The sequence below is a fragment of the Bacillus sp. SRB3LM genome (genome assembly GCF_015712745.1).
In the GTDB taxonomy this organism is placed as follows: domain Bacteria; phylum Bacillota; class Bacilli; order Bacillales; family Bacillaceae_G; genus Bacillus_A; species Bacillus_A thuringiensis_K.
This window is the reverse complement of record NZ_VWVQ01000008.1, coordinates 131,182-142,867: the sequence shown is the minus strand read 5'-3', so window position 1 is coordinate 142,867 and position 11,686 is coordinate 131,182. Positions and strand designations below refer to the sequence as shown.

Here is an 11,686-nt window from a genome sequence, read left to right as displayed (position 1 = left end):
TTAGTCATGTTAATATAGAGAGAGGAAAGGAACGGTTTTTTTCTGTGAAAAAAATCATTTCAAATTTGTATGGGGAGGTTTCAATTTTGGAAAAAAAAGTCGTATTAGTAGATGGTAATAATATCGCGTATCGTGCTTTCTTTGCACTACCGCTTTTAAATAACGACAAAGGTATACATACGAACGCAATTTACGGTTTTACAATGATGTTAATGAGAATATTAGAGGAAGAAAAGCCAACTCATATGTTAGTGGCATTTGATGCAGGCAAAACAACGTTCCGTCATAAAACGTATAGTGAGTATAAAGGAGGACGTCAAAAGACTCCACCTGAATTATCAGAGCAGTTCCCGTTTATTCGTGAGATGCTGGATGCGTTCAATGTACCGCGTTATGAATTAGAAAATTATGAAGCGGATGACATCATGGGAACGTTAGCGAAAGAAGCGAGTGAGCAAGGGGCAAGTGTAAAAGTTATTTCAGGAGATAAAGATTTACTTCAACTCGTTTCTGATAACACGCTTGTATGTATTCCGCGAAAAGGGATTACAGAAGTGGATGAATATACGAAAGAAGCTTTATTTGAAAAATACAGCTTATCACCAAAGCAAATTATCGATATGAAAGGTTTAATGGGAGACCAGTCAGATAATATACCGGGTGTACCAGGAGTTGGTGAAAAAACGGCAATTAAATTGTTAACACAGTTTGGAACGGTTGAAGCGGTGTATGAAAATATAGATCAAGTAAGTGGGAAGAAATTAAAAGAAAAACTGGAAGAAAATAAAGAACAAGCTCTTATGAGTAAGGATCTTGCAACTATTATTACAGATGCGCCGATTACAGTTCATGTGGATGATATGGCGTATAAAGGATATGAAGCAAGTGATGTCATTCCAATGTTCGAGAGTTTAGGATTTACATCTCTTTTAAATAAATTAGGCGTTACGCCAGAAGAAACAGCTCCAGCTGAATTAGATGATATTACATTTGATATTGTGGAAGAAGTTACAGAAGAAATGCTTCAGCAAGATAGTGCGCTTATCGTTGAAGTACAAGAAGATAATTATCATAAAGCAGACATTCAAGGTTTCGGTATTCAAAATGAAAATGGATGTTACTTTATTCAGACAGACATTGCTCTTAAGTCAGATGCTTTTAAAGAGTGGCTTGCAGATGGAGAAATGAGAAAGCATACATTTGATGCGAAGCGTGCAATCGTTGCACTGAAATGGAATGGGATAGATATGCAAGGGATTGACTTCGATCTATTAATCGCTGCTTATTTACTTGACCCGGCTGATACAGATAAAGATTTCCGTACTGTAGCGAAAATGAAAGAAACGCATGCTGTGAAATCAGATGAAGAAGTTTACGGAAAAGGTGCGAAGCGTGCTGTTCCAGAGTTAGAGGTAGTAGCGGAGCATGTGGCTCGTAAAGTGCATGTATTATATGATATAAAGCAAACATTTGTGGAAGAGTTAAAGAAGAATGAGCAATATGAACTGTTTACAGAGTTAGAATTGCCCCTTGCACGTGTATTAGCTGATATGGAAGTAAAGGGTGTAAAAGTTGATACAGATCGTCTTCGTAATATGGGGGAAGAACTTGCGGGTAGATTAAAGGAAATGGAACAGGAAATTTATAAGCTTGCGGGAACAGAATTTAATATTAATTCACCGAAACAGCTTGGTGTTATTTTGTTTGAGAACTTAAACTTACCGGTTATTAAAAAGACGAAAACAGGCTATTCTACGTCAGCTGATGTACTAGATAAGCTTATGAATCACCATGAAATTATTCCAAATATTTTACATTATCGTCAATTAGGGAAGCTAAATTCAACTTACATTGAAGGTTTACTGAAAGTTGTACATGAAGATTCATCTAAAATTCATACGCGCTTTAATCAAGTGTTAACGCAAACAGGTCGATTAAGTTCAACGGATCCGAACTTGCAAAATATCCCGATTCGATTAGAAGAAGGAAGAAAGATTCGTCAGGCATTTGTTCCATCAGAAGAAGGATGGATTATGTATGCAGCTGATTATTCACAAATCGAACTGCGTGTATTAGCTCATATTGCAAATGATAAAGGGCTAGTTGAAGCGTTCCAACATGACATGGATATTCATACGAAAACAGCTATGGATGTATTTGGCGTTGAAAAAGATGAAGTAACTTCAAATATGAGACGACAAGCGAAAGCTGTTAACTTCGGAATTGTGTATGGTATTAGTGATTATGGTCTTTCGCAAAACTTAGGAATTACAAGAAAAGCAGCAGCGGAATTTATTGAAAAGTATTTAGAAAGTTTCCCTGGTGTACAAGAATATATGGAGGACATCGTAAAAGATGCGAAACAAAAAGGATATGTGGCTACATTATTAAATCGTCGCCGTTATATTCCAGAAATTACGAGTCGTAATTTCAACTTGCGTAGCTTCGCTGAACGTACAGCGATGAATACACCAATTCAAGGTACTGCAGCAGATATTATTAAAAAAGCGATGATTATTATGGCAGATCGTTTAGAAGAAGAAGGATTACAAGCGCGTCTTCTTCTGCAAGTACACGATGAATTAATATTTGAAGCACCAAAAGAAGAGATTCAAAAATTAGAGCAGCTTGTACCTGAAGTAATGGAACATGCAATTGAACTTGCAGTTCCGCTGAAAGTTGATTATTCTTACGGTCCAACTTGGTACGACGCAAAATAAGGAAGTGATGAAATGCCTGAATTACCAGAGGTTGAAAACGTCAGACGGACACTTGAAAATCTTGTAACAGGAAAAACGATTGAAGATGTTATTGTTACTTATCCAAAAATAGTGAAAAGACCGGATGATGCAGAAATCTTTAAAGAAACGCTAAAAGGCGAGAAGATTGAAAATATAAAGCGAAGAGGAAAGTTTTTGCTTTTATATGTAACGAATTATGTCATTGTTTCACATTTGCGTATGGAAGGTAAGTTTTTACTACATCAAGAGGATGAGCCAATTGATAAACATACGCACGTCCGTTTCTTATTTACAGATGGAACGGAATTACATTATAAAGATGTGAGAAAGTTTGGTACGATGCATCTCTTTAAGAAAGGTGAAGAAATGAACCAAATGCCTCTTGCTGACTTAGGTCCGGAGCCATTTGATGCTGAAATGACACCGCAGTATTTGCAAGAAAGATTGCAAAAGACAAATCGTAAAATAAAAGTTGTGCTACTGGACCAGCGTCTTTTAGTAGGGCTTGGAAACATATATGTAGATGAAGTTTTATTCCGTTCTCAAATTCATCCGGAACGAGAAGCTTCGTCTTTAACAGTAGAAGAAATTGAGCGAATTTATGAGGCTACCGTTACCACGCTAGGTGAAGCAGTAAAGCGTGGCGGAAGTACAATTCGGACGTATATCAACTCACAAGGGCAAATTGGTTCGTTCCAAGAACTCCTAAATGTATATGGGAAAAAAGGAGAGCCGTGCGTAACTTGTGGCACGATATTAGAAAAAACAGTTGTTGGCGGGCGAGGAACGCATTACTGCCCGATTTGTCAGCCTAGAATATAGAAAAGAGATAACATCGGATAGGCATTTGTCATATACATACAGCAGAGCTATGTATAAGGGAGGAGCTTACCGATGTACCTTTATTTATCTCTTATTTTATTAGCTTTTACATTAAGCTTAGACAGCTGTAGTGTAGGGCTAACATATGGTTTAAGAAGCGTAAGAATACCACTAAGATCAATAATAATTATCGGAATGTGTTCAGCGGCTGTTATGCTTGTTTCAATGGGAATTGGACATATGATCGCGAAAGTATTTTCACCTGTTATCGCAACGCGTATCGGTGGGCTTGTTCTTATTGGAATAGGGATTTGGGTATTATATCAATTTTTTCGAAGTGAGAAAAAAGAAGAACCGAAGCAAGAGGAGAAGGTCTGGAAATTAGAGATTGCCTCGCTAGGGCTAGTGATTCAAATTTTACGGAAACCGACTGTAGCAGATTTTGATAAATCAGGCACCATTTCTGCAGGAGAAGCATTGCTTCTTGGTATCGCTCTTTCTGTAGACTCATTTGGTGCCGGAATTGGTGCATCTTTATTAGGGTATGCACCCGCTATGATGGCGATATTAGTTGCAGTTATGAGTTCTTTGTTTTTATTTATTGGAATGAAACTTGGAACAGTTTTATCGAATATGAAGTGGTTACAAAAATTTACATTCCTGCCTGGAGTATTACTCATTATTATTGGAATTTGGAAAATGTAAGTATGGGCGTGGAACATTAGTTTCGCGCCTTTTATTATGAGGAGGATTATGATGACAGTAGTAATTGGATTAACAGGAGGCATTGCAAGCGGAAAAAGTACAGTATCTCAAATGTTTCGCGAGCTCAGTATACCAGTTATTGATGCAGATATTATTGCACGAGAAGTTGTAGAGCGAGGAAAACCAGCATATAACAAAATAGTAGAAGTATTTGGAACGGAAGTTTTACAAGAAGATGGAGAACTAAATCGTCCAAAAATAGGAAGTGTCGTTTTCTATAATGAAGAAAAACGATTGCAGTTAAATAAAATTGTTCATCCTGCAGTGCGTGAGGAAATGAATAGGAAAAAGGAAATGTACATAGAAGAAGGTATGCAAGCGGTTGTGTTAGATATTCCTCTCTTATTTGAAAGTAAATTAACAAGTCTCGTTGACCGCATTTTAGTTGTAGCGGTTAAGCCGCATACGCAATTAGAGCGTTTAATGAAACGAAATAACTTTTCAGAAGAAGAAGCAACAGTTCGTATTCAATCTCAAATGCCGTTAGAAGAAAAAGTGAAAAATGCAGATGAAGTGATAAATAATGATGGCACAATTATGGGAACGAAAACACAATTGCAGGTAATTTTAAAGAAGTGGAACATTATTGACTAAAAAATTGTGAAATTAATGAAAATGCTTAGTGACATATCTCCTTTTTGTGTTATACTATTATTGGGATTGGAGATAAATAGTATAACGCATTCAAGGGGGATAACATATTATGACTCGTGTGGCAATTAATGGATTTGGACGTATTGGGAGAATGGTATTTCGTCAAGCAATAAAAGAAAGCGCATTCGAAATTGTAGCAATCAATGCAAGCTATCCATCTGAAACGTTAGCACACTTAATTAAATATGATACAGTTCATGGCAAGTTTGACGGAACAGTAGAAGCATTTGAAGATCACTTATTAGTTGATGGAAAAATGATTCGCCTTTTAAACAACCGCGATCCAAAGGAATTGCCTTGGACAGATTTAGGTGTTGAAGTTGTAATTGAAGCAACTGGTAAATTTAATTCAAAAGAAAAAGCAATTCTTCACGTTGAAGCTGGAGCGAAAAAAGTTATTTTAACGGCGCCTGGTAAAAATGAAGATGTAACAATTGTAGTTGGTGTGAACGAAGACCAATTAGATATTACAAAACATACTGTTATTTCAAATGCATCTTGTACAACAAACTGTTTAGCGCCTGTTGTGAAGGTGTTAGATGAGCAGTTTGGAATTGAAAACGGTTTAATGACGACAGTTCACGCTTATACAAATGACCAAAAAAATATTGATAACCCACATAAAGATTTAAGAAGAGCACGTGCTTGCGGACAATCAATCATTCCGACAACGACAGGTGCTGCGAAAGCGCTAGCAAAAGTTCTTCCGCATTTAAACGGAAAACTTCATGGTATGGCACTTCGTGTACCAACACCAAACGTGTCTCTTGTTGACTTAGTAGTAGATGTAAAACGCGATGTGACAGTTGAAGCTATTAACGATGCATTCAAAACTGTTGCAAACGGTGCTTTAAAAGGTATTGTAGAATTCAGCGAAGAGCCTTTAGTATCTATTGACTTTAATACAAATACGCATTCAGCTATTATCGATGGTTTATCTACAATGGTAATGGGTGATCGTAAAGTGAAAGTACTTGCTTGGTATGATAACGAGTGGGGCTACTCTCGTCGTGTTGTAGATCTTGTAACGTTAGTTGTTGAAGAGTTAGCGAAACAAGAAAATGTGCAACACATTTAAGTGAATAAGGGAGGAGAGGGCAAGGCAATATTTGCCCTCTTTTTTTATTTTTTTCTGAAAAGGAAAAAAATTATATGAGTATATTTTAAAAAGTGGACATACCACGAAACGTTGTGATTACTGCATTTGTGAATCGTTTATTTTTTTTAGGGAAAAGTAAAGAGGAAAATATGACAGAAAATCGAAAAAACTGTTGTTGCAAAATGAAAATAAACAAAGTATACTAACACTCGTAAACTTAAGAGCTGAGGTACGTAGTCACTACTTAAAGGGTTAGGACCTCTCTGGACTAACTTTCCCCCGTGGTAGTGGAGCAAGCCAAATTGCAAATTAGTTTTCAATTCGAACAGTTAGAATAAATTTACAAGGGGGAACTGTAGAATGGATACTATGGATACGATGGGTCGTCACGTGATCGCTGAACTTTGGGATTGCGATTTCGACAAGCTTAATGACATGCCGTATATTGAACAATTATTTGTGGATGCAGCACTAAGAGCTGGTGCTGAAGTGCGTGAGGTTGCTTTCCATAAATTTGCACCACAAGGTGTAAGTGGAGTAGTAATTATCTCAGAATCACATTTAACAATTCATAGCTTTCCGGAGCACGGTTACGCGAGTATTGATGTTTATACTTGTGGGGATCGTATTGATCCAAATGTTGCTGCAGAATATATTGCAGAAGGTTTAAACGCGAAAACGCGTGAGAGCATCGAGCTTCCTCGAGGCACTGGTAGCTTCGAAATTAAGCAGAGAGAAACAAAAGCTCTTTAAAAAAGAACATAATTGATTTAAAATGTAAAGAGGTGTATAATGCACCTCTTTTTTAGTTTATAAAAAAGGAAAAATATAACGTAATCGTTAGTTGAATAAATTGGACTCTTGCAAATGAGGTAGTGCTCTCTATATACCATCTTATTTTTAAGGATGAGATGATAAAATGATGCGCTGAAACTTAAAGTGGTAAGAGAGTTAGAATGAGTTATATAATATTGTATATATATTTTAGGTGAAGTGAGTAGAGAAAAATAAAGAGTATAGTGTAAAGGAGTGAATGAATTGCGTTGTCCATCCTGTTCTCATAATGGTACAAGAGTGTTAGATTCGCGTCCGGTAGACGAGGGGCGCTCTATTCGAAGAAGGAGAGAGTGTGAAAGCTGCTTAAGTCGCTTTACGACCTTTGAAAGGGTAGAGGAGTCACCTCTTATCGTTGTAAAAAAAGAAGGCACACGAGAAGAGTTTAATAAAGAAAAGATTTTACGCGGTTTAATTAAAGCGTGTGAAAAAAGACCAGTATCTTTAAGACAATTAGAAGAAGTAACACAAAGCGTGGAACGTGAACTGCGTAATTTAGGTATATCAGAAGTGAAAAGTGATATGATTGGTGAAATTGTTATGGAAGAACTGCGCGATATTGATGATGTTGCTTACGTACGTTTTGCTTCTGTATATCGTCAATTTAAAGATTTAAATGTATTTATTGAAGAATTAAAAGATATACTGCAAAAAGAAAGAGAGTAGAAGTTGTATTTTATTCTCTTTACATACCGTAAGTAATAGGATAAGAGAGCTAGAAGCGCAAGCTAATAGCTCTTTTTCACTAAGAATTTATATAATGAAGATAGAACGAATGAAGTAGAGGATAGATTGGATGAGAGAAAGGAAAAGCAAGAATGGAAAAACAGTCATGGATGGAGCTATTGCCGATTGATCGTTATAAAGTAAGTGCGAAAGGGCTACTGCACAATTACGACCGAAAAGTGTTAACGATGTTGTATCAGCCGTTAATAGGTAGTAGAGCTTTTAGCTTATACATGACACTATGGGGAGAGCTAGAGCAAGATCGTGTATTTGGAAAAGAGAATACGCATCATTCCCTTATGGTGACTATGCAAATGCAACTTCCTGAAATATATGAGGAACGAGTAAAGTTAGAGGCAATTGGGCTATTGAAGGTTTATATTAAGAAAGAAAAAGATATTCGAATGTTCATATATGAGTTGCAACCACCTTTATCTCCGAAGCAGTTTTTTGATGATATTGTTTTAAGTATCTTTTTATATAATCGATTGAGCCGGACAAAATATAATCAAGTAAAGCAATATTTCTTAGAAGAAGAATTTGATTTTGCTTCTTATGAAAATGTTACGCGTTCTTTCAATGATGTGTTTGGTTCGTTTAATCCAGGACAGCTTGAGCATGCGCAAGAAGACCTTCGTATTCCAAAAACGACAACTATGCCAAGTAACGAGAAGGGAGACGCTCCGAAAGTTTGGAATGATTTCTTTGATTTCTCTTTATTTGTAGATGGATTGTCCGCTCTTGTTCCTAAAAAGGCGATTACAGATCAAGTGAGAGACTGCGTTATAACACTTGCTTACGTGTATGGTGTAGATGTGTTATCGATGCAAAATATCGTTCTTGGTGCAGTGACAGAGATGCAAACAATTGATATGGAAAGGCTTAGAAAAGGAGCGCGCGATTGGTATCAATTTGAAAATGGTCAAGCATTACCGGTATTAAGTGAAAGAGTACAGCCTCATGCTGCACGTACGATGAAAGAGAAAGAGCCTTCATCGCAAGAGGAGATGCTAATAAAGCAGCTAGAGGAAATCTCGCCAAAACAACTATTGAAAGAGATTTCTGGTGGTGCAGAGGCAACGAAAGCGGATTTGCAGATCGTTGAAGATGTCATGATTAATCAAAAATTGACACCAGGAGTTGTGAATGTACTTATTTATTACGTTATGCTACGCTCAGATATGAAACTTGCGAAAACGTATGTCGAGAAGATTGCTGGGCATTGGGCACGTAAAAAGGTCGGGACAGTAGCGGAAGCGATGGCGTTAGCGAAAGAAGAGAACCGTCAATATCAAGAGTGGGCTGAGACGAAGAAAAAAGGCCGTATGGTGAAGAAAACGGTGCGGAAAGAAATGGTACCAGATTGGCTTAAGGAAGAAGAGCCGAAAGAACAAGAGAAAGAAACAGTGAAGAAAGATGTAAGTGTAGAAAAAGATGCAAGTACGCTAGAAGATGAACGAAAACGACTAGAAGAAGTGTTAAAAAAATATAAGCGTGATTAATAGAAGAGAATGAACGCTCTTTGAGGTGAGAAAATGGAGCATATTCAAAATTCATTTGCAAAATTAATGGAAAATGAAAACTTTAAAAATAGATATGAAGTATTAAAGGCAGAAGTAATGGCGCATCCGCGTGTGAAAGAATTTATAGACGAACATAAGGGTGAAGTAACGACTTCTATGATTGAGCGCAGTCTTGTGAAGTTATATGAATATATTGGACAAAGTGTAGGTTGCGTGGATTGTCCGGATTTAGGTTCATGTAAAAATATGCTGCAAGGTTACGAGCCAAAGCTTGTTATTCAAGGGAAGATGATTGATATTCAATACGATCGCTGCGTTAGAAAAGTAGCGCATGACGAGAGAAAGAAATATGAAAAACTCGTTCAAAGTGTATATATGCCAACGGATATTTTACAGGCAACTATGGAAAACTTAGACCCTTCTGATTTAAATGCACGTATCGATGCGATTGGTGCAGCGAATGAATTTTTAAGTACATATGAACCAGGTAAAAAAGCACAAGGTTTATATTTGTACGGTAAATTTGGTGTAGGAAAAACGTACCTTTTAGGAGCAATAGCGAACGAGCTTGCTCGAAAGAAAATAAGTTCGATGCTCGTATACTTCCCGGAATTTTTACGTGAAATTAAAAGTTCAATTCAAGATAATTCGATTGGTGAAAAGATTGATGCGGTTAAACGCGTACAAGTTTTAATGTTAGACGATATCGGGGCAGAAGCGATGTCAAGCTTTGTGCGTGACGATGTGCTTGGTGCAATCTTGCAATTCCGTATGTTAGAAAACTTACCGACGTTCTTTACGTCTAATTTTGATTTTAAACAACTGGAACACCATTTAACGTATACGCAGCGTGGTGAGGCTGAAGAAATGAAGGCAGCACGTATTATGGAGCGAATTAAATATTTAGCGAAACCAATTCCAATTGGTGGGAAAAACCGTCGTCATAAGTAAAAGAGCAAGCTGAGAAGCTTGCTCTTTTGTATTATAGTGATATTTTCTTTTCAAATATGAGGTCGAAATATTCAGGTTGTCCAGAACTGCCAATCGTAGGGGCAACAATCTGTACGAACCTCCAGCCATCTCTAGCATGTTCTTGAATAATTTCTTGGTAGTCTTCAGCTGGTTTTGAGCGAGTGCCCCCAATGTAATTCGACTTTTACGAATTTATATTCAATCATTCAGATGCATAATTTTATTGATGAGTAAAGTATACAATAAAAATTCATAGTAGCTTGTATCATTTTTTTCTCCCTCCCTTAATATATATAAAATTAGCAAGCCATATTGAGTGGATTTTCTAACAATAGGAAATGTGATTCTACTAAGAGTGAACTTCACGCGGGACGGACTCTTATAGGATTTGTAACGTATAGATACAGTCCTTTAGAGCGGGGATAAAAGGGGGGACAAAAGTGATTGAAATTTGCTTCGAAGAAAAAAATGATGCTATGCACGTATATAGACAATTGCTGAAAAGAGCGGAAGTATTATATAAGGAAACGAGTGTGTATTTACAGGAACAAAAAGTGGTGATTCACATACCAGTACGTGAATCGAATTATATTGAAAAGATCTTATTGCCAGTAATGGTGTATTTCATTGTGAATGTGAAACAAAATGAGTGGATTTATACGATTTTAAAAGAAAAGTTTTTTTATGAAGAACAAGAAGAGTGTCATCAAATATTGCACATGGCACATGAGATTTTAAAGGGAAGAAGAAAAGGTGTAGCTCAGGATTTAACGCGTAACGCATTTGAGTCATATATTAAGTCTTCTTTAAACAATTGGCTTTGTGATCCGCTCTCATTCTCGTTTTCATCATATATCCGTTTTCGTCTTCGTACATATAGGGAAATGGTGGCTAAACTTGCGGAAGTGGCAATTGATGAATATAAGATGGAGCAAGAATACCAAATGTTCATTGAGACGCTTCGGCAACAAGTAAGCAGCCGTAAATCACGTTTGTCTTGTGTGCATCTTATTTTTGATGAAAGCTTTATCTTTTATGATGATAAAGGTAGACGTTTAAAACAGGAGAAGTTGGTCCAATATATAGATGAGGAATTGTTAAAGCAAAATGATGTATATATTGATACGAAAGTAATTGCGCCGCTTCTTTCTATTTCGCCCAAAAAGATTTATTTATATACGAAAGAACAAGACCATAATATGATTATTACTTTGCGAAATGTGTTCCAAGAACGGGTCCAATTACATGGATTACATGATTTTGAGCGCAATGTGAAAAATTTAAAAAATAAAGGTAACGCCCTTGATTTTCTAAGTTTTTGAGCATATAATTACCTACATAAATGAAATATATTGAAATGTCATGATGAGGACATGAGTAGTTTTCTACGATTTTCAGAGAGGGAAGCCTTAGGGTGTGAGCTTCCTAGTACGGGATTATTACTTACCACCTCTAAACTTTAGCAGTGAACGGTTTTTCTAGTAATTGCTAACGGACAACACCGTTATGTTGAACTTGAGCAATTAACAATTATGTTAATTGGAACAAGG

At 36.7% G+C, this 11,686-nt stretch carries 10 protein-coding genes, 1 pseudogene and 1 other annotated feature (1 of these 12 cut by a window edge); of the genes and pseudogenes, 10 read left to right on the top strand and 1 reads right to left on the bottom strand.

Translation table 11 applies throughout. The annotated features are described in order from the left end of the window. The first annotated feature begins 86 nt into the window (after positions 1-86). The 9 genes from polA (at position 87) to dnaI (ending at position 10,115) form a co-directional block, all read left to right on the top strand. Positions 87-2,720, top strand: coding sequence for a DNA polymerase I (gene polA / locus F3I02_RS07600; RefSeq protein WP_000412800.1), 2,634 nt, complete (start codon positions 87-89; stop codon positions 2,718-2,720). Between the two features lie 12 nt (positions 2,721-2,732). Next, positions 2,733-3,563, top strand: coding sequence for a DNA-formamidopyrimidine glycosylase (gene mutM, locus F3I02_RS07595; protein WP_001114495.1), 831 nt, complete (start codon positions 2,733-2,735; stop codon positions 3,561-3,563). A 72-nt stretch (positions 3,564-3,635) separates the two neighbouring features. Continuing rightward, entirely contained in the window at positions 3,636-4,268 is a 633-nt protein-coding gene (gene ytaF, locus F3I02_RS07590; RefSeq protein ID WP_000281744.1) for a sporulation membrane protein YtaF, read from the top strand. A gap of 51 nt (positions 4,269-4,319) precedes the next feature. Beyond that, a complete protein-coding gene (coaE, locus tag F3I02_RS07585) occupies positions 4,320-4,922 on the top strand; it encodes a dephospho-CoA kinase (protein ID WP_000219322.1) in 603 nt (200 codons plus the stop codon). A gap of 109 nt (positions 4,923-5,031) precedes the next feature. Next, positions 5,032-6,060, top strand: a complete 1,029-nt coding sequence (locus F3I02_RS07580) for a glyceraldehyde-3-phosphate dehydrogenase (protein ID WP_000198974.1) — start codon at positions 5,032-5,034, stop codon at positions 6,058-6,060. 390 nt (positions 6,061-6,450) lie between these two features. Continuing rightward, complete coding sequence (speD, locus tag F3I02_RS07575; protein ID WP_002003660.1) at positions 6,451-6,834, top strand: adenosylmethionine decarboxylase; 384 nt, start codon at positions 6,451-6,453, stop codon at positions 6,832-6,834. Positions 6,835-7,119: 285 nt separating this feature from the next. Next, positions 7,120-7,581, top strand: a complete 462-nt coding sequence (gene nrdR, locus F3I02_RS07570) for a transcriptional regulator NrdR (RefSeq protein ID WP_001203687.1) — start codon at positions 7,120-7,122, stop codon at positions 7,579-7,581. Positions 7,582-7,733: 152 nt separating this feature from the next. Then, positions 7,734-9,143 (top strand): replication initiation and membrane attachment family protein, encoded by a 1,410-nt coding sequence (locus tag F3I02_RS07565; protein WP_196477789.1) that lies wholly within the window; start codon positions 7,734-7,736, stop codon positions 9,141-9,143. Positions 9,144-9,176: 33 nt separating this feature from the next. Then, complete coding sequence (dnaI, locus tag F3I02_RS07560) at positions 9,177-10,115, top strand: primosomal protein DnaI (protein WP_000400104.1); 939 nt, start codon at positions 9,177-9,179, stop codon at positions 10,113-10,115. A 31-nt stretch (positions 10,116-10,146) separates the two neighbouring features. Here dnaI and F3I02_RS07555 read toward each other — a convergent pair. Continuing rightward, a pseudogene (locus F3I02_RS07555) lies at positions 10,147-10,342 on the bottom strand (DUF4177 domain-containing protein). Positions 10,343-10,576: 234 nt separating this feature from the next. Between F3I02_RS07555 and ytxC the strand changes: the two are divergent. Then, entirely contained in the window at positions 10,577-11,458 is an 882-nt protein-coding gene (gene ytxC / locus F3I02_RS07550) for a putative sporulation protein YtxC (protein WP_000569629.1), read from the top strand. Positions 11,459-11,489: 31 nt separating this feature from the next. Continuing rightward, positions 11,490-11,686 (top strand) — a binding site (T-box leader); it runs 32 nt beyond the window's last position.

Excerpts from the sequence above, each read along its gene's own strand:
- coaE (WP_000219322.1), top strand. The coding sequence starts at position 4,320 with ATGACAGTAGTAATTGGATTAACAGGAGGCATTGCAAGCGGAAAAAGT.
- speD (WP_002003660.1), top strand. The coding sequence starts at position 6,451 with ATGGATACGATGGGTCGTCACGTGATCGCTGAACTTTGGGATTGCGAT.
- F3I02_RS07580 (WP_000198974.1), top strand. The coding sequence starts at position 5,032 with ATGACTCGTGTGGCAATTAATGGATTTGGACGTATTGGGAGAATGGTA.
- dnaI (WP_000400104.1), top strand. The coding sequence starts at position 9,177 with ATGGAGCATATTCAAAATTCATTTGCAAAATTAATGGAAAATGAAAAC.
- mutM (WP_001114495.1), top strand. The coding sequence starts at position 2,733 with ATGCCTGAATTACCAGAGGTTGAAAACGTCAGACGGACACTTGAAAAT.
- ytaF (WP_000281744.1), top strand. The coding sequence starts at position 3,636 with ATGTACCTTTATTTATCTCTTATTTTATTAGCTTTTACATTAAGCTTA.
- F3I02_RS07565 (WP_196477789.1), top strand. The coding sequence starts at position 7,734 with ATGGAAAAACAGTCATGGATGGAGCTATTGCCGATTGATCGTTATAAA.